This window comes from Novosphingobium sp. AP12, from assembly GCF_000281975.1.
GTDB lineage: Bacteria > Pseudomonadota > Alphaproteobacteria > Sphingomonadales > Sphingomonadaceae > Novosphingobium.
On record NZ_AKKE01000043.1, the window covers coordinates 1 to 17,480 of the forward strand.

The 17,480-nt window shown below is 67.8% G+C and carries 18 protein-coding genes, 1 tRNA gene and 1 pseudogene; 14 read left to right on the forward strand and 6 right to left on the reverse strand.

Annotation, left to right across the window (positions count from 1 at the left end; all coding sequences use genetic code 11):
* The 6 genes from PMI02_RS08155 to PMI02_RS08180 all read left to right on the forward strand — a co-directional run.
* On the forward strand, window positions 1-544 hold a 544-nt coding region (locus PMI02_RS08155), incomplete at its 5' end, for an SCO family protein (protein ID WP_007681367.1).
* The gene (locus PMI02_RS08160) at window positions 532-1,065 is read left to right on the forward strand and encodes a YcgN family cysteine cluster protein (RefSeq protein ID WP_036502940.1); all 534 of its coding nucleotides are present in this window, start codon (window positions 532-534) and stop codon (window positions 1,063-1,065) included. The genes PMI02_RS08155 and PMI02_RS08160, both read left to right, overlap by 13 nt.
* A 5-nt stretch (window positions 1,066-1,070) precedes the next feature.
* Window positions 1,071-1,796, forward strand: coding sequence for a M48 family metallopeptidase (locus PMI02_RS08165; RefSeq protein WP_036502946.1), 726 nt, complete (start codon window positions 1,071-1,073; stop codon window positions 1,794-1,796).
* A gap of 32 nt (window positions 1,797-1,828) precedes the next feature.
* A complete protein-coding gene (locus PMI02_RS08170) occupies window positions 1,829-2,320 on the forward strand; it encodes a hypothetical protein (protein WP_007681372.1) in 492 nt (163 codons plus the stop codon).
* A complete protein-coding gene (gene ribD, locus PMI02_RS08175; protein ID WP_007681375.1) occupies window positions 2,317-3,291 on the forward strand; it encodes a bifunctional diaminohydroxyphosphoribosylaminopyrimidine deaminase/5-amino-6-(5-phosphoribosylamino)uracil reductase RibD in 975 nt (324 codons plus the stop codon). Before PMI02_RS08170 ends, ribD begins: the two co-directional genes overlap by 4 nt.
* A gap of 3 nt (window positions 3,292-3,294) precedes the next feature.
* Window positions 3,295-3,912, forward strand: a complete 618-nt coding sequence (locus tag PMI02_RS08180; protein ID WP_007681377.1) for a riboflavin synthase — start codon at window positions 3,295-3,297, stop codon at window positions 3,910-3,912.
* 3 nt (window positions 3,913-3,915) lie between these two features.
* Here the strand turns inward: PMI02_RS08180 and PMI02_RS08185 are convergent, their stop codons facing one another.
* The 4 genes from PMI02_RS08185 to PMI02_RS08200 form a co-directional block, all read right to left on the reverse strand.
* Window positions 3,916-4,404, reverse strand: a complete 489-nt coding sequence (locus PMI02_RS08185) for a hypothetical protein (RefSeq protein WP_007681379.1) — start codon at window positions 4,402-4,404, stop codon at window positions 3,916-3,918.
* Between the two features lie 99 nt (window positions 4,405-4,503).
* The gene (locus tag PMI02_RS08190; protein ID WP_007681381.1) at window positions 4,504-5,043 is read right to left on the reverse strand and encodes a GNAT family N-acetyltransferase; all 540 of its coding nucleotides are present in this window, start codon (window positions 5,041-5,043) and stop codon (window positions 4,504-4,506) included.
* A gap of 1 nt (window position 5,044) precedes the next feature.
* On the reverse strand, window positions 5,045-6,223 hold the full coding sequence (locus tag PMI02_RS08195) for an aromatic amino acid transaminase (protein ID WP_007681383.1): 1,179 nt from the start codon (window positions 6,221-6,223) through the stop codon (window positions 5,045-5,047).
* A 113-nt stretch (window positions 6,224-6,336) separates the two neighbouring features.
* Window positions 6,337-7,173 carry a DUF1134 domain-containing protein gene (locus PMI02_RS08200; protein WP_007681393.1) on the reverse strand — a complete coding sequence of 279 codons (837 nt, stop codon included), beginning with the start codon at window positions 7,171-7,173 and terminating at the stop codon, window positions 6,337-6,339.
* A 266-nt stretch (window positions 7,174-7,439) separates the two neighbouring features.
* On the opposite strand from PMI02_RS08200, the gene PMI02_RS08205 reads away from it, so the two are divergent.
* From PMI02_RS08205 to PMI02_RS08230, 6 genes and pseudogenes are all read left to right on the forward strand, one after another.
* Window positions 7,440-7,531: transfer RNA gene (locus PMI02_RS08205), tRNA-Ser, on the forward strand.
* Window positions 7,532-7,736: 205 nt separating this feature from the next.
* A pseudogene (locus PMI02_RS08210) lies at window positions 7,737-9,336 on the forward strand (inorganic phosphate transporter).
* Window positions 9,337-9,434: 98 nt separating this feature from the next.
* Window positions 9,435-10,325, forward strand: coding sequence for a CorA family divalent cation transporter (locus PMI02_RS08215; protein ID WP_036502943.1), 891 nt, complete (start codon window positions 9,435-9,437; stop codon window positions 10,323-10,325).
* Window positions 10,326-10,449: 124 nt separating this feature from the next.
* Entirely contained in the window at window positions 10,450-11,514 is a 1,065-nt protein-coding gene (locus PMI02_RS08220) for a helix-turn-helix transcriptional regulator (RefSeq protein WP_007681399.1), read from the forward strand.
* A gap of 71 nt (window positions 11,515-11,585) precedes the next feature.
* Complete coding sequence (locus tag PMI02_RS08225; protein WP_007681402.1) at window positions 11,586-13,040, forward strand: tetratricopeptide repeat protein; 1,455 nt, start codon at window positions 11,586-11,588, stop codon at window positions 13,038-13,040.
* Complete coding sequence (locus PMI02_RS08230) at window positions 13,037-13,312, forward strand: hypothetical protein (protein WP_007681406.1); 276 nt, start codon at window positions 13,037-13,039, stop codon at window positions 13,310-13,312. Before PMI02_RS08225 ends, PMI02_RS08230 begins: the two co-directional genes overlap by 4 nt.
* Before the next feature lie 16 nt (window positions 13,313-13,328).
* On the opposite strand, the gene PMI02_RS08235 is transcribed toward PMI02_RS08230, so the two are convergent.
* Complete coding sequence (locus PMI02_RS08235) at window positions 13,329-14,180, reverse strand: phosphatase PAP2 family protein (protein WP_007681408.1); 852 nt, start codon at window positions 14,178-14,180, stop codon at window positions 13,329-13,331.
* Between the two features lie 521 nt (window positions 14,181-14,701).
* Window positions 14,702-15,403 (reverse strand): DUF3313 family protein, encoded by a 702-nt coding sequence (locus PMI02_RS08240; RefSeq protein ID WP_007681411.1) that lies wholly within the window; start codon window positions 15,401-15,403, stop codon window positions 14,702-14,704.
* Between the two features lie 208 nt (window positions 15,404-15,611).
* Between PMI02_RS08240 and PMI02_RS08245 the strand changes: the two genes are divergently transcribed.
* Window positions 15,612-16,613 (forward strand): transporter, encoded by a 1,002-nt coding sequence (locus PMI02_RS08245; RefSeq protein WP_007681412.1) that lies wholly within the window; start codon window positions 15,612-15,614, stop codon window positions 16,611-16,613.
* A gap of 51 nt (window positions 16,614-16,664) precedes the next feature.
* Window positions 16,665-17,480, forward strand: an 816-nt coding sequence (locus PMI02_RS08250) for a BamA/TamA family outer membrane protein (protein WP_007681415.1), incomplete at its 3' end; no start/stop codon positions are given.

Below are 17,480 nucleotides of genomic sequence, written 5' to 3' on the forward strand. Positions count from 1 at the left end.
GCCGCTCGCCGCCTGCCAGCGGCAGTCGGCCGAGGCCCCGCCGCTTGCCGGAGCAAGCATCGGCGGGCCGTTCACGCTGATCGACAAGGACCGCAAGCCTGTCACGTGGGACCAGTTCAAGGGCCGCTGGCGGATCGTCTACTTCGGCTATACTTTCTGCCCGGACGTCTGCCCCGTCGACATGCAGCAAACCATGCGCGGCCTCGCGAAGTTCGACAAGGAGCACCCGGCGCTCGCCGACAAGGTCCAGCCGATCTTCATCACGGTCGACCCCCAGCGCGACACGCCCGAGATCGTCGGCGAGTGGACGTCCGCCTTCGGCCCGAACCTGCTGGGCCTCACCGGCACGCCCAAGCAGATCGACCAGGCTGCAAAGGCCTTCGCGATCTACTATAAGAAGGGCGACGAAACCCCCGGCGGATACCTCATGGACCACCTGCGCATCACCTACCTGTTCGACCCCGACGGCAAGCCCGTGGCCATGCTGCCGGCCGACAAGGGCGGCGACGCGGTGGCCGCCGAACTCTCCAAGTGGGTGAAGTGAGCGCGGTCAAACCGAAACCCTTCTGGGAACGCCCCCTCGACCAGCTGAGCCGCGACGAGTGGGAAGCGCTGTGCGACGGCTGCGGCCAGTGCTGCCTCCACAAGGTGGAGGACGAGGACACCGGCGAGATCTACCACACCAACGTCGCCTGCAAGCTGCTCGACCTCAAGACCGCGCAGTGCAGCAACTATGCGGGCCGCCGAAAGTTCGTGCCCGACTGCATGAAGCTCACGCCCGAGACGGCGGGCCGTCTCTCCTGGCTTCCGCCGAGCTGCGCCTATCGCCTGCGCGCCGAGGGCGATCCGCTGCCCGACTGGCACTACCTCGTCTGCGGCGACCGCGACGCGGTCCACCGCGCAGGCATGTCGGTGGCGGGCAAGGTCATCTCGGAAACCGTGGCGGGCCCGCTGGAGAACCACATCGTCTGGCCCTACGGCGACGATGGAGACTTCGACGACGACGATGACGAAGATACCGGGGAGAATCCCTGGGCCGTCCTACCGCCGGACCGGAAAGACTGATGGCCATGCTCGACTGGCTGCGGCGCGATCCCGTCGATGAGCCGATCGTCGAAGTCGCGGGCCGCCAGATTCCGGTGGTCATCCGCCGCCTCGAACGCGCGCGCCGGATGACCATGCGCCTCGCGCCCGACGGCAGCGAAGTGCGCATCTCGATCCCGCGCTGGACCCGCACCGCCGAAGCGCTCGCCTTCGCGCAGAGCCGCCGCGACTGGCTGGCCCGGCAGGTCGACGCGCTCCCGGCCGGGGGGCCCGTTGGCGACGGCGCCACCCTGCACTTCCGGGGCGAGCCGCTGGCGATCGTCCACGATCCCCTCGCCCCGCGCCGCCCCGCTCCCGAGCCCGGCGTACTGCGTCTGGGTGGCCCTGCCGATTCGCTCAGCCCGCGCCTCGTCCGCTGGCTCCATGCCGAGGCGCGCGAACTGATCGCCGCCGACCTTGCCGAATACTGCGAGCGCGCCGCGCAGCCCTGCCCGGCGCTTGGCCTGTCGAGCGCGCAGCGGCGCTGGGGTTCCTGCGCGCATGACGGCTCGATCCGCATCAACTGGCGGCTGGTGATGGCACCCGACATGGTGCGCCGCTCGGTGGTGGCGCACGAAGTCGCGCACCTCGTCCATTTCGACCACTCGCCCGCCTTCCACCACTGCCTGAAGACCATCTTCGAAGGCTCGGTCCACGAGGCGAACCGCTGGCTCAAGGCCCATGGCCGCACGATCTATGTGCCGTTCGGCTAGCGTTCAGCGCGTTTAGGTCTTAGATAGAGCCCATGTCCCCATTCAAACGCTCCGGATACTGGAAAGACGTCAGCCCGACCGGCATGGTCGCGGAATTCCGGATGGTGTGGAAGGAAGCCGGCAACAACCGCTGGCGTATCGCCGCGCTGTCCGCCGCCTGCACCTTCGGCGTGTTCTACCTGATGAGCACGCAGGAGGGTAAGGCCCCGCACCTGCCGCCCAAGGTCACCTACATCTCGGTGCTCAAGGCGCACCGCACCGACGCCGAGATCCTGGCCGAGAACGTCGCCAACCAGACGAACAAGGAAGCCTGGTTGCGCGAACAGGCGCGCCGCGACAAGGACGTGCGCGAGCTGTACAAGACCATAGGCCGCGTCTCGGGCATGGACGTCGACAAGATCGCGCGCGAGGCCGACGCCGAGGACGCCGCCCGTGAAAAGGCCGAGCGTGCGAAGATCGAAGAGACGCTTCGCCGCGGCGGCATCGCCAATCCCAAGCTGGCACCGGATCCCGCCGTCCAGTGAGTGAAGACGCGCGCTGGCTCGCGGCGGCAGCCGCCCTTGCCGCGCGCGCGCGTCCCCTGAGCCGCCCCAACCCGGGCGTCGGCGCGATCGTCGTGAAGCGCGGCCGCGTGATCGCGCGTGGCTGGACCCAGTCCGGCGGCCGCCCCCATGCCGAGGCCGTGGCTCTCGCCATGGCAGGCGAAGCGGCACAAGGCGCCACACTCTACGTCACGCTGGAACCGTGTGCCCACAAGTCCGAGCGCGGCCCCGCCTGCGCCGATCTCGCCAGCGTGTCCGGGCTGGAGCGCGTGGTCGTCGGCTGCATGGACCCCGATCCGCGCACGTCCGGAGCCGGCATCGCCCGCGTCCGCGAGGCCGGCATCGCCGCCGAGTTCCTGCCCTCGGCCGCCTGCGCGCGCAGCCTGTCCGGCTACCTCACGAGCAAGCGGCTCGGCCGGCCCGAAGTGACGCTCAAGCTCGCCCTCTCGCTCGACGGCTGCATCGCGCTAGCCAGCGGCGAGAGCCAGTGGATCACCGGAGCCGATGCCCGCGCCCACACCCACGCCATGCGCGCCCGCGCCGATGCGATCCTCGTGGGCGGCGGCACCCTGCGCGCCGACGCTCCGCGTCTCGACGTGCGCCTGCCGGGTCTCGAGGACCGCAGCCCCGAGCGCTGGGTGCTGACGCGCGGGCCGGTACCGGAAGGCTGGCACGCCCTGCCCTCGCCCGAGGCCATCACGGAAATGCACGGCGTGATGCACCTCTTCGTCGAGGGCGGCGCGGGCGCTGCCACCGCATTCCTCGCAGCCGGTCTCGTCGACCGCCTGCTGATCTACCGCGCGCCGATCCTCGTCGGCGGGCGTCCGGCGCTGTGTGACTTCGGGCTTTCGGGACTGGCGCAGGCCCATGGCCGCTGGCGCATGACCGAGCGGCGGCAGCTTGGCAGCGACACGCTCGAAGTCTACGACGCCCGCGACCCCACAGAGAGCTGATCCATGTTCACCGGAATCGTCACCGCCGTCGGCACCATCCGCGAAGCCCGCCAGGGCGGCGACCTGCGCGCCGTCATCGCCTGTCCGTTCGATCCGGCGGGCATTGCCATGGGCGCGTCCATCGCCTGCTCTGGCGTGTGCCTGACGGTGGTCGACAAGGGCGGCGTCGCTGGTGATGCCTGGTTCGCGGTCGATATCTCCGCCGAATCGGTCGCGCGCACGGTGCCGGGCCGGTGGGGACAGGGCAGCCACCTCAACCTCGAACCGGCGCTGAAGCTGGGCGACGAACTGGGCGGCCACATCGTCACCGGCCACGTCGACGGCGTCGGCACGGTCGCCAGCATCACGCCCGTGGGCGATTCGCACCGCTTCGTGATCGCCGCGCCGAAGGAACTCGCGCCCTACCTTGCGCCAAAGGGCTCGATCACCGTCGACGGCGTCTCGCTGACGGTGAACGAGGTCAGCGACGAGGCCGACGGCACCTGCCGCTTCACGCTCAACATCATCCCGCACACCGCCGAAGTCACCACCATCGGCGCCTTGCGCGAAGGCGGCGCGGTCAACCTCGAGATCGACGTGCTGGCGCGGTATCTCCAGCGGATGCAGTCGCTGCGCGGCTGAGCCTCAGCGCTTTACGTAGTGGTCCCAGCGCGACGCGGGCGCCGCGGCGATCACGTTAGTCAGCGCACTTTCCAGCGCCTTGGCGCTCGTGAACTGGCAAACGCTCAGGGTTTCCTCGTAGGAGCCGTAACCCTTGGCCGCGGTCTGGTCGGGAACGTCGGTGCAACTCGGGCTCAGCACCGCGAACCCCTTCTTTTCGGGCCGTATCGCGACGTAGATGTTCCCGTCATCGGTGCTCACCTGCCCGACGAACGTCTTCGCCTGCCCCGGCAGCACGGCGAGGCGGACTTCGTTGGCCTTCTTGTTCGCATTGAGCAGCATCGCGTAACGCCCGTCCGGCATGCGCTTGAGCAGCCGCGTGTTGTCGCCGGAAACGTAGACGCCGTCTGCGATCGGCTGGACGAACTTGTCCGAATAAAGGCTGTTCTTCCCGGAAGTATAACACCCGCCCAGCGCCAGTGCGCCAAGCATGACCAAGCCCGTCAGCCGCATTCATGTACCCCGATGAAGGAAAATTCCCCGGGGCCACTTTAACGCGGTAAACGTGTGCAAGTCATTCCGGTTCTTCGGAATTGACAACGACCGCTCGAATCAGCCCAGCGGCCCTTGCGCGAAGCTTTCGCGGGTGATCTCGAAGATCACGTGGTCGACCATCACGCCGCCCCGTTCATAACGGCGGGTGCGGTCGGTCAGGACGCCGCCGATATTGGCCATCGCCCTGCGCGAGATGACGTTGTCGGCACCGACCTGGAAGATCGCGCGATCGAAATGCTGGAGGGCGTGCGCAAGCAGGAGGCGCTTGAATTCGGCATTGTAGCCGCCGCCCCAGTACTCGCGGGCAAGGAACGACCAGCCGATCTCGATCTCGCCCGGCCCTTCGGCCTCCGGCGCGCCGTAGCGGGTCGATCCGACGATCTTCCCGCTGGCCTTGTCGATGATCGCGAAGGCGCCGCCGCCGACAAGCGCCTCGTCGAAGAACTGGCGGAACACCGGCTCCTGCCAGCGGTCGTGCGAGGGATGCACGGCCCATATCTCGCGATCGGAGGCGACCGCGAACAGCGCCTCCCAATCATCGGGCACCAAGGGCCGGAGCGTCAGCCGGCTCCCTTCGAGAACCGGCTGGCGGTCCATGTCAGGCCGTCACGTCCGCGACGGCGGCGATGAACTGATCGATGTTGCCCATCGTCAGACCCGCCACGTTGATGCGGCCCGAAGCGGCAAAGTAGATGCCGTGCTTCGAACGCATTTCCTGCACCTGCTCGGGGGTGAAGGGGATGATCGAGAACAGACCGTTCTGGCCGCCCACGGGGGTCAGGTCGACGCCGCCGGTCTTGCCCGCCGCGGCGAGCTTCGCGCGGACCTGGCGCATGCGGTCGCGCATCTGGTCGAGTTCATCGAGCCACTGCGCGGTCAGCGCCTCGTCCTCGAGGATGAGGCGGACGGCGGCGGCACCGTGGTCTGGCGGCTGCGACCAGTTGGCGCGGGCCAGCGAATGGCCATTCGACATCACGCGGGCCAGGTCGGCCGGATCGGAAACCATCGCATAGAGCGCGCCGACGCGGTCGCGGTAGAGACCGAAGTTCTTGTCGCACGAATAGCAGATCAGCGCCTCGGGCACGGCCACGAGCACGCGGCGAAGGCCGTAGGCGTCCTCTTCCATGCCGAGGCCGAGGCCCTGGTAGGCGAGGTCGAGGATCGGCAGCACCTTGCTGTCGGCGATCAGGAGCGCGATCTCGTCCCACTCGGCGTCGGTGTAGTCGATGCCGGTCGGGTTGTGGCAGCAGCCGTGCAGCAGGATGGCGTCGCCGGTCTGGGCCGAGGCAAGCGCGCCGCGCAGCGCTTCCATGTCGGTGCCGCCGTCGGCCGCCGCATGGTTGAATTCGAGGACGTCGAGGCCGAGGTCGGCGCAGATCTGGTTGTGGTTGGGCCAGCTGGGCTTGCCGACGATCACGCGGGTATAGCCCGCGCGCTTCACCATCGCGAGCGCGAGGCGCAGCGAACCGGTGCCGCCGGGGGTCTGCATGCCTTCGATCCGGCCGCCCATGTCGGGGCTGTCCTTGCCGAAGATGTAGGGCATCAGCTTCTCGACGAAGCCCATGTCGCCTTCGGGACCGAGGTAGGCTTTCGAATCCTGCTCGGCGACCAGCTTGGCCTCGGCGGCCTTGATCGCGGCGAACACGGGCGTTTCGCCCTCGCCGGTCTTGTAGACGCCGACGCCAAGGTCGATCTTGTCGGCCCGGGGATCGGTGTTGTGGAGCTTGATCAGCGCGAGAAGCGCGTCGGCGGGCTGTTGCTTGAGGTCATTGAGCATGGCGGGCGGCCATTAACCCCGCCCGCCCCACAGCGCAACAGCCTAGTGTGCGGATATGCACGGCGCGGCAAGGAAGTTGCGCCCGGCCACGTTCGGCCGGGCGCGGGAATGCGTCAGAACGGCAGCCAGCGCTGCTTTTCGGAAAACTTCATGTAGCCGATGTTGGCGCCGAGGCGCAGGCCGGCACCGGCCCGAACCGGGATCAGCACGGTGTTGCCGCGGCGCAGGTAGCTGACGGTGAAACCGCCGACGAGATAGGCCTGACCCTCGCCCGCGCCGAAGCGGTGGTAGAGTTCCTGGGTATCGTATAGATTGTAGACCAGCACGAAGGCGCTGCCCGCGTTGGCGCCGGCATCGAAGCCGATCGACGGCCCGGTCCAGTAGACGGGGCGCTCGCCTTCGACCTTGTGGTGCATCGTGCCCGATCCGTAGCGAAGGCCGACCGCGATGGCGCCGCCCGCCTCGCGCCCGACGATGTAGGCATTGGGCTCGCCCTGCTTGGCGAGCAGGTCCTTGATGACATCCGCCAGGCCCTTGGCGCCCTTGCCGAACACGCCCTCGGCCGCGCCGATCAGGTCGTCCTCGCGGTAGGTCGAGCTGGTGTCGCCGTTGGTGACGGCGGGCGAGGTCGTGGTAGTGGTAGTGGTAGTAGTCGTCGCCGAAGGTGCGGGTGCGGGGCGGACATACTGCCCGCTCGAATCAACGGAGGGCGAATCCACCGGCATGCCGTTCCCGGGCTCCGCGACCGGCGGCACCGGCGAATAAGTCGTGCCCTGGCTCAAGTCGCCGTCGATCGCGGCGGCGTCAGGATCGACGGTGGTGACCTGCGCGAACGCCGGGGCGAGCGGCGTGACGATGGCGAGCAGCGCGGCGGCCAACCTCCAGGCCATGGGCGAACGACGGCGCCCGGCCTTCGCGCCCGCTTCGATGATGTGCTTGCGGTTAGGCATGAGATGACCTTTCGTGGCGTAAACTGCATGCCGGTCTGTCACCGGCGCCCCACCCCGCGCCCCGTGCGCGGCCAAACTGGTGCCATCACACAAGAATCCATGGCGCCTGACCTCGCAATGAACGGGCGACGACACGAGTCGGTTTTGCGGCAGGCCGAATCCGGAAACCCCGGATTTCCCGGCTTTTACGGAAATCGTCATTTATGCACGGATCGCCCTTGCCGCCGCCGGTGCCTCTGGTTATAGGGCCCGCCTGTGCCGCATCCGGAGACGTGGGTGAGTGGCTTAAACCAGCGGTTTGCTAAACCGTCGTGCTCTTAAGGGGGCACCGAGAGTTCGAATCTCTCCGTCTCCGCCAGCGGGCAGGCCAGCCGTAATCCGGTGGCCGTCCCCAAGGGCATGGCCGTGAAGGCCAGGTTCGGGCTTCGTGCCTCTTTCGGTTTCGACCAAAACACCTCGTAAATCTACCTTCCGGGCAAATAGCCAGCGCATGGCCGTGTGCCACACCGCTGTCACGCGAGCATCCTAGCCTCGGGCATCTTGCCTTCCGAGGAAACGCCCCGATGAATGCCACAGCAACGGCCGAACACTACGCGCGACCCAACCTTGAAGGTGGGCTGGGCCTTGCCGGCCAACTGGGCTTTGGCGCCGCCATTGTCGCCGCGCTCGGCTACGTCGCCTACAGTGTATTCTCGGACGCGAATGCCGCCGGCGTGTCCGCCCTGGCATTCCTGCCCTTCGCGCTGCTGTTCCTCGCCCTGCTGATCGCGCTTGGCTTCGAGTTCGTGAACGGATTCCACGACACCGCCAATGCGGTCGCCACGGTGATCTACACCAACGCCATGCCTGCCAACGTCGCAGTGGTGTGGTCCGGCTTCTTCAACTTCCTCGGCGTGCTGCTCTCGACCGGCGCGGTGGCTTTCGGGATCGTCTCGCTGCTGCCGGTGGAACTGATCCTCCAGGTCGGCTCCGGAGCCGGCTTCGCGATGGTCTTCGCGCTGTTGATCGCCGCGATCCTGTGGAACCTGGCGACCTGGTGGCTGGGCATCCCCTCCTCGTCCTCGCACACGCTGATCGGCTCGATCATCGGCGTCGGCGTCGCCAATGCGATCATGCACGGCAAGAGCGGCACCGCCGGCGTCGACTGGACCAAGGCGACCGAGATCGGCCAGGCCCTGCTGATCTCCCCGCTGGTCGGCTTCGGGCTGGCCGCGCTGCTGTTCCTCGCGCTCAAGGTGCTGGTCAAGAACAAGGAACTCTACCAAGAGCCCAAGGGCGACACGCCTCCGCCGCTGTGGATCCGCGCACTGCTGATCTTCACCTGCACCGGCGTGAGCTTCGCGCATGGTTCGAACGACGGGCAGAAGGGCATGGGCCTCATCATGCTCATCCTGATCGGGACCGTACCGACCGCCTATGCGCTCAACCGCGCGGTGCCCGCCAGCTACACGCAGGAGTTCCATACCGGCGCCGATGCCGCCTATGCGGCGCTCGGCGGTGCTCCGACCGTCGACCTCCAGCCCGCCGCCGCGCGCATCGCGGTGACCCGCTACATCGCCGACAAGACCTTCCAGCCCGGCACCACCCCCGCGCTCGCCGTGCTCGTCAAGGACATCGACCGGCAGGTGGACGAGTACGGCTCGCTCGCCAAGGTCCCCGCCGCCGCCACCGAGAACGTGCGTAACGACATGTACCTCGCCTCCGAAGGCATCAAGCGCCTCGCCAAGGACAAGGGAGCCGCCCTGAACGAGGGGCAGGCCGAGGCCATCAACGGGTTCAAGAAGTCGCTCGACGGCGGCACCCGCTTCATTCCGACCTGGGTGAAGGTCGCCGTCGCCTTCGCGCTCGGGCTCGGCACCATGGTCGGCTGGAAGCGCATCGTCGTGACCGTGGGGGAGAAGATTGGCAAGACGCACCTCACTTACGTGCAGGGCGCCTCGGCGGAACTGGGCGATGGGCACGATCTTCGCGGCCGACCACCTCGGCCTGCCGGTTTCGACCACCCATGTCCTGTCCTCGGGCGTGGCGGGCACGATGGCCGCCAACGGCTCGGGCCTGCAGATGAGCACCGTCCGCAACATGCTGATGGCCTGGGTGCTGACGCTGCCGGTGTCGATCCTGCTCGCGGGCGGGCTCTACGCCCTGTTCTCGCTGATCTTCTGACCCGGGAGCGGGACACGGGCGAACCGCTCATATCCACGCAGCCTGGCGCGGGTCCGGGCCTCGTCTGGGGCCTGGACTTCGCGCCCGACGGCTCGCAAGTGGTCGTCTCCTGCGACAGCGCCTTCCGCTGGCTCCACTTCAACCTCGCCGACCATGGCTCGCGGATGTGGATCGAGCAGGCCGCGATGCTCCCGCCGGGTGCACGCGAGCTGCTGCTGGCGACCGACACCCACCAGCGGGCGCTCGTCGACGGCGGCGCGGCGTGCTGCATCCTCCACGACTTCGAACGCGATTTCGATGTGCGCGACACGGCCCGGGTAGGCGCGCTGCGCGTCGCGGTGCTGCCCGACCTGATCGTCACCGCACGGCGCCATCCGCTCGGCTCCGCCGACCTCGTGATCAGCCGCATCCGCGACGGCGCGCGGATCGACGGCCCCGCCGGAGCGCTGGACCTGCTCATCGGCGCGCTGAGCCAGAACATCGATACCGTCGTGCGGGGCCTCTCGCACGACGTGCAGGCGGCCGAGGACGCGTTCCTCGACGGACACGATCCGCCGACCAGCCGCGCGCTCCTCGGCATCCGCCGCCGGCTCGCGCAGATCCACCGCATGCTCGACGGCGCGCAGCGGGTGTTCCGCCGCCTCGAGCAGGACGACGAGCTTCCCGGAACGCTCCAGTCCACCGTCGAGAAGCTGTCGCAGCGGCTCCAGGGCCTCGATGCCGATGCGCTGGCCGTGCAGGGACAGCTTCGCCTGCTGCGCGACGAGCTGGACCTGCAGTCGAACCAACGGACCAACCAGAACCTCTACGTCCTGTCGCTGATGACTGCCCTCATGCTGCCGGCCACGCTGGTGACCGGATTGTTCGGAATGAACACCGGCGGCCTCCCCTTCACCGGCGCGCAGGGCACCCTGGCGGCGGCGGCGGTCGCCGCGGGTACGGCCCTTGCGACCTACCTCTTTCTGAGGAGCAAGGGCTTCTTTCCCTAAACCTCGCAAGATGTGGCAAGCTGTTGCAAATAGTAGCATCGGCTCTCGGAGTACCTTGCAACGCTCGACAAACACCCTCCGATGCGGCTGTGGTTGCAGCTGCGAAACGGGGACCCGGTCGAGCATGGTTGCACTGGACGACATCTATGACGCTGCCTTCGACCGGGACCGCTTTCCTGCACTGGTAGAGCGTCTGGTCCGCGTTTTCGGCGCAAAGGCAGGGTTCATCGGGTGGAGCGACGTGGGACGCGGCGTCGGCTTCCAGGCGGAGTTCGGAAACGACCCGCACTGGCTGCGCCAATATGTCGAGACTTACGCCGAACTCGACGTGATGCGCCCCCTGCTCCAGTCGGTGCCCGAAGGCGTCTGCGCGCCGGCGCACTCGCTGATGCAGACGAAGGAAGTGCGCGAGAGCCGGTTCTACCGAGAATACCTCGCGCCGCAGGGGGTGATCGACAACCTCGCGGTCAATCTCATCAAGCGCCCGGGAATCATGGCGCATCTAGCGCTCGTCCGCATGGCGCCCGCCGAGCCGTTCGGGCCGGGGGAGTGCGAGCGGCTCGCCCTGCTGGTCCCGCACCTTCGCCGGGCGGTCTACATCCAGAGCCACCTCGTGCGGGCCGCCGATCATGCCGCGGTCATCCATGTCTCCACCGGAGCCGCGCGCCAGTCCATGCTGCTCACCGCCGACCGCACCGTGGCGGAGATCGATCCGCCGCTGGCCGCAAGGCTGCGCCTGCACACCGGCGACCGGCTGGGTGACGGCGTGATCGGCGCGATGGTCCAGCGCGCGATCGACCGGGGCGACGCGGTTGCGGTCGAAACCGTCGATACCGACGGCCTGTCGCTGCGCCTGCTGTGCGAAGTAAGGTCGCTCGAGCCCAACCGTTTCGGCGACATCGCCTCGGGCCCTGCCCCCACGCACGCCGTCTACGTCACGCTGCTCGACCAGCCGCGCTCCATCGCGTTCGATGCGATCGCGGAGCTTTACCGCCTGACGCCGACCGAGTTGAAAGTGCTGCGCGACGCCATCGAACATGGCGACCTTGCAGGCATCGGCGACCGGCTCGGCATGGCGCGGGCGACGGCGCGCACGCACCTTCATCGCATCTACGACAAGACCGCGACCCGCAGCTTCGCGGGGCTCTCCAACCTCACGCACAGGTTCGGGCGATTGGCTCCAGAATGAAAAATCAGGTCCGAAAAATCAGGGGTAAACACATGATGGACGCACGTGATGGCATTCTCGACTAAACTTCTGTGCAGGAGTGGCAGTCGGGGGCATCGATTCTGCACGTGGGGAGCTTCGTTCGTCCCGGATCGGCCGCTTCTTCGGCGCTGCCCGCAGACCGCCTCGACGGCTGGAAGGCGATCGCCTCCTACCTCAACCGTGACCGCACGACCGTGATCCGCTGGGCCAGGGAGCGCGAGTTGCCGGTCCATCGCCTGCCCGGCGGCAAGACCGCGACCGTGTTCGCGTTGCGCCACGAGCTGGACCGCTGGGCCGGCGTGCCGCAGCCTGCCGCCGACGTGCCGGTGGAAACCCCGGTGCCCCCTGTACGGGTGGCCGCCGAAGCCGCGGTCCCGCTCCCGGTAAACCCGCCGGTGCATCCGCGATGGGTCGCACTCGTCGCTCTCGCCGGGTTGGTGATTGCCGTTCCCGCGCTGACGGCTTTGCGCGACAGCTTACCGGCGCGCGCAATCGCGGCGCCCTCCCTCCCCGCCGACCCTGCCGTCGCCAACCGCTTTCTGGCGGCGCGCGACCTCATCGCCGAGCGGCGGGCCGTCGGTCTCGAGCGCGCCATCGCGTTGTTGGAGCAAGTCGTGCGGGACGCGCCCGACTACGCGCTCGGCCACGCCAGTCTTTCCGAAGCATTGCTGCTCTCCCGCGAGTTTGGGAAGCGCCGCGATGCGGACGCATTCCCTCAGGCCCGCGCCGAGGCCAGCGCGGCCACGCGCCTCGACCCCGCGCTTGCCGAGGGCCACCGCATGCTGGGCTTCATCGCCTACTGGGCCGACCGCGACTTCGCGCGGGCCGATGCCCGGTTTCGCCGTTCGCTCGCGCTGGACCCGGCCGATGCCCTGGCGCATTTCTGGTACGGCAACGTCCTCTCGGATCACGGTGACCACGCCGCGGCACTGCGGGAACTGGACCAGGCCCGGCTGATGTTGCCGGGCTCGGTGGCGATCCGCACCGACCTGGCCTGGGCCCAATGGGCCGCCGGGCACGACGCCGTAGCCCTCGCCGCCCTGAAAACCATCGCGCGCGAACATCCCGACTTCGCCGTGGTTCACGACTGCCTTGCCATCATCGCCCTCGCCGATGGCGACCATGTCGGATACGCGCATCATTTCCGCAGGTTCGCCGCTCTGAGGCAGGACGCGGAGCTTATAGCCCGCGCGCACCGGCTCGATGCCGCCATGCGCCGCGGTGCCTCTGCCACGCGCGAGGAGATCATGCGCCAGGCGTTCGGCAGGGACGCCGCGGCGGCCAGCCCCGCCTGGCCGGCGCTGGTGGCCTCCGTCGCCGGGGACCGTCCGCGGCTGCGCGCCATCCTTGCCCTTGCCGAACGACGGGGTGAGCGCTGGGGAGACGCCGGCATGGTGCTGCACATCGCGCGCGCCTGGAAGGCCGACCGGGAAATCACCGCCATGCTCGACCACCGCAACCCGCCTCGGGCCGTCTCCCTCGCACTCGAGGACGAACGGCCATGATGCTCGCCTGGATAGCGATCTGCATCGTCGTGACGGCGGCGATCTCGCTCTACCTCGCATCGCCCGACCAGACGGTCACCGCCGACGAGATGCCGCGCGTCGCCCTGAGCTGGATCGGCTGGACCGTGCTCGGCCTCGGCATCGCCGCGCTGCTGGGCTGGGGAGGCTCGGAGCCGGCGGTCTTCGCCTTGCTGGCGTTCGCCATGGTCGCTTGGAGCGTGGTGCCGCTGATCGCCGCGTGGATGCGCCACGCCCGCGAGACCAAGGGCTGAACCTTTCGCTCCGGCCTCAGGGATTGGCGGCTGCGGCCTTCTCCACACTGCATGCCTCGGCCGGCGGCGCAAGCTGCTGCCCGGCGATTTCGGCCCGGGCCGCCTCGATGTCGGCGCGGAATTGCTGCGCAGCATGGAGACGGGCGACCGTTGCCGAGGCCATCAGGCGCCCCGCATCCACGTCGCTCGCCCAGTGGACGTTGCACACGAGCCGGCTGTCGCCGAAGTCGCGTCCCCGCTGGAGGATCGCATCGGCGCGGGTCGGCATCACTTCGGCCAGCACCAGCGCCCAGCCCCAGCCAATGGCGCTGTGGCCGGACGGGTAGGAACCGTCGCTGCGCAGCGCGGGCTCGTCCGGCGGGTAGCACGAGGTATTGGCGTGAGCGACGAAAGGCCGGACTCGCTGGTAGTGGGTCTTCGCCTTGTAGGTCGACAGGCCGATGTCGATCATCGTCTTGCCGAGCAGCCGGTAGAGCACCGGCGTCTTCTTCGGGTCCGGTGACACCCCGGATGCGCAGGCGAAAGCCTGAAACGCATGCGCCGGGTTGAGGTCGGCATCGCTGGCCGCATGGAGGTAGCGCGGCGTCGTCGGCGCGCGCGCCATCGCCTTGCTCACTTCCTCGTCGCGGGCGAAAGCCTCGGTCTTCGGTCCGGGCGGCGGGGGAAGCAGAGCGAGGCTGTCAGGCAGCTCGGCCAGTTCGAGGTAGCCTTTGGGCATTCCCGCCGGGAGCTTGGGGAAGCCGGCGGGGACCTGACCCGCCGCTGCCGGCACCGGGGGTGTCTGGTCGGCGGCGCCCTGAGCCGCAGCGGTGGCAAGAACCGCGACGGCTCCGAGCGCCGCCAGCACGATGGGATAGCGTGGATGCATGGGTCAGCTCGAACCGGCCGCGGCGTCGCATATCCCGTCGCTCCAGGTCACCAGCATCTTCGGCTTACCCTTCGGCATGGCAAGAAGTCCTTCTGCTCAAAAACACAGGGATTGTCGAAGACGGGACCGATCGGGGCCATTGGGGTTTCCCCCGAGCATCTCGGCTGAAACCCCCAGCGTCAGGCCCGCCGGGAAATGGCACATGCGACATGCGCCCGGCCGAACAATCAAGGTGGAGGGAGGGACGCAATCCGGCCGATCCAGGATGCTCAGCCCGTATCAAGGCCGGATTGCGTCAGTTTGCCGGCAGCGGGCGATGTCAGGACCGCTGTCGACGGGGGGTGAAGGCGCTGGCGGACCGGCATTTCCGGCACTCCAGTCAGCAATCGTCAATTCCCGCTAAATGGCCCCGACGACGCCGGAATGGTATCGGGTATTGTACCGAGGGGGATTGCGCGCGAGTACGTTCAATTCCCTCGATATTCCGGGGCGGGTCGATGGACTTCGCCGCGCCCGGCAGGTTATTTGGCGCGCATTCCGTCGACGTTGATCGGAGAGAGCGCCTTGAGTTCGTCGAGCCCGGTGGCGCTTTTCTTGGCCCAGCTGGAGAAGAGCTGCTCGAACTCGGCGCCATTGGTGACGCTGTTGCGGATGTAGGGCTGGACGTCGTCGAGCGCGCGCCGGTCGACCGCGCGGCCCAAGATCGCGCCGGTCTGCGAGTCCCTCGCCTCCAGCACCAGCGTCGCGCTGCCGGCGTCCTTGGAGAAGGTCCAGGTCCTGCCTGCGGACATCGTGTCCGGAGACGTAACGTCGAGGTCGACCACCGCCGTGGCCAGCCGCAGCACGCCCGGCCCGTTCTGCTCGACGACCTGGTAGCCCGCTTTCTGGTAGGCTTCCACGAACAGCTTCTGGAAGCCGGTCTTCGCCTCGTCGAGAATCCGCTGGGCCTGCTCGTTCGAGATCCTGCCCGTCGCCGAAAGCGAGTCGTGATCACGTTCCCAGTTCTTGCGGAAGGCGATCTGCACCGGGTCGAGCATGACCTTCGTATAGGCCCGGAAGTCAGCGTTCGGCTGCAGGTAGACCGCTCCCATCTTCTTCGACGGCACGTGCAGCAGCCCGTCCCAGGTGTCCGGCGTCTTGGCCGAAAACGCAGGAGTGGCCGCCATCAGGAGCAGCGGGAGGACGATGGCCCTCGAAAGGACGGCGGGCATTCTGGTGCGCATGTTTCGGTCTCCTGTCCCAGGGTTCAGCTCGGCTGGGCTACGCGCCGGCGCGCGGCATGAACATCAGGAGCACCCCCGGCTTTTTCAGGAATAACCCGTAGGTCCGCCCACCCTGCGGACAGAGCCCCCGGAACCGGGGGTAAACCCCGATTCAGCAACGGCTCCGCCTGCCGCAGTCTGCTCCGCGCAACACTTAGCGGAGCAACCCATGAACCACCGCAAATCGACGCGTAGCGCATGGAACTTCATAGTCGCCGGCGCAGCAGGCGGCCTCGCCCTCCTAGCCTCTCCGGCAAGCGCCAGCGAAGGCGGCAGCACCATCTACCTGCTGGGATCGGGCGGACCGGCCGCGGCCGTCCTGCCTCCGGTGGAGGGCCTCTATGTCGACGATACGTTTTACTACTACGCCGGTGACATCTCGGCCGATCGAAGCCTGGTGGTGGGCGGCAACGTCGTCCTCGGGCTCGACGCCACGATCGTCGCGCAGTTCACGACGGCGCTGTGGGTGCCTTCGACCAACTTCCTCGGCGGAACCCTCGCGCTCGGCGGGACCGTTCCGCTCGCCGCGCCGATGGTCAAGGTCTTCGACGTGGTTACCGGCCCTGCCGGAGAGTTCTCGGCCTCGCGGCGCGACAGCACGCTGACGCTGGGCGATCCGTTGGTCAACGCATCGCTGGGCTGGACCTGGGACACGCTCCACATCGCCGCCAGCGGCTTCGTTAACATCCCCGTCGGCCACTACCGCGAGGACCAGCTGGCCAACATCTCGTTCCATCGCTGGGCAGCCGATGCCTCGCTGGCGGCGAGCCTGCACGATCCGAAATCCGGCTGGGACCTCAGCGCCAAGGCCGGCGTCACCTTCAACGGCAAGAACGACTACACCGACTATGACAGCGGCAACGACTTCCATCTCGAGGCGGCGGTCGAGAAGACCTTCTCCCCCAAGTTCTCGGCCGGCGTGCTGGGATATTACTACAACCAGATCAGCGGCGACAGCGGGCCCGGAGCGGTGCTCGGACCCAACGAGGGCGAGGTGGGCGCGCTGGGCGTGACGGCGGCCTACAACACCATACTGGGCCGCAGTCCTGCGTCGTTCCGGGTTCGCGTACTGAAGGAATTCAATGCCACGCGCAGGCTGGAGGGGACGTCCGCGATGGTCAGTGTTTCGCTGCCGCTGAAGATGAACCTGCCGCCGCACGCAGCCGAATAGCAGCGTCCGCCTAACCGCGCCCGGGCGAGCGCACCTTCGAGGAGAATACGGATGTCCAAGGTGGTGCGCATCATTCCAGCCCGTCTTGGCGTGCTGCTTCCCGCCTTCGCGATGGCGCTGCCCACGGCGGCAGCCGCGCAGGCGAACCACCTCGCGCAAGTGGCCAGCGACACCGTCGCCGTCACGGAAGCCACTGCGGACGCCGCAGCCGAGCCCGGCGACGACGATCCCGAGAAGCGCAAGAAAATGAAGCCGGACCTGCTCGTCGTGCCCATCCCCATGTCGAACCCCACGCTGGGGGCCGGTCTGACCTTGGCGGGCGTCCTGTTCTACAACCCCAACGGCTCGAAGCAGCCCTGGGTGAGCGGCGTCGGTGGATTCTACACCAGTAACAAGAGCTATGGCGGCGCCGCTTTCCACAGCATGGCGCTCGACGACGACAAGTTCCACGTGATGCTGCTGGGCGGCTATGCCAACGTCAACCTCAACTTCTACGGCATCGGCCCATCGGCCGGCGATCGCAACGTCTCGGTCAAGATGGTCGACAAGGGCATCATGGCGATGGCGCAGGGACAATACCGCCTCGCCGAGAACCTCTACGTGGGCGGGCGGTACCAGTTGCTGGACCTCAATTCCTCGATCAAGAACCCAAGTCCGCTGTTTCCCGACCTCAACATCCCCAAGCTAGAGTTGAAGAGCAAGATTTCCGGGATCGGACCGTCCATCACCTACGACAGCCGCGACAACCAGTTCGATCCCCGCACCGGCGTCAACGTCACGCTCGTCGGCATCTTCAATACCAAGGGCCTAGGCAGCGACTTCACCTACGAAAAGTGGCAACTGGCGGCGAACGGCTACTTCCCCGCC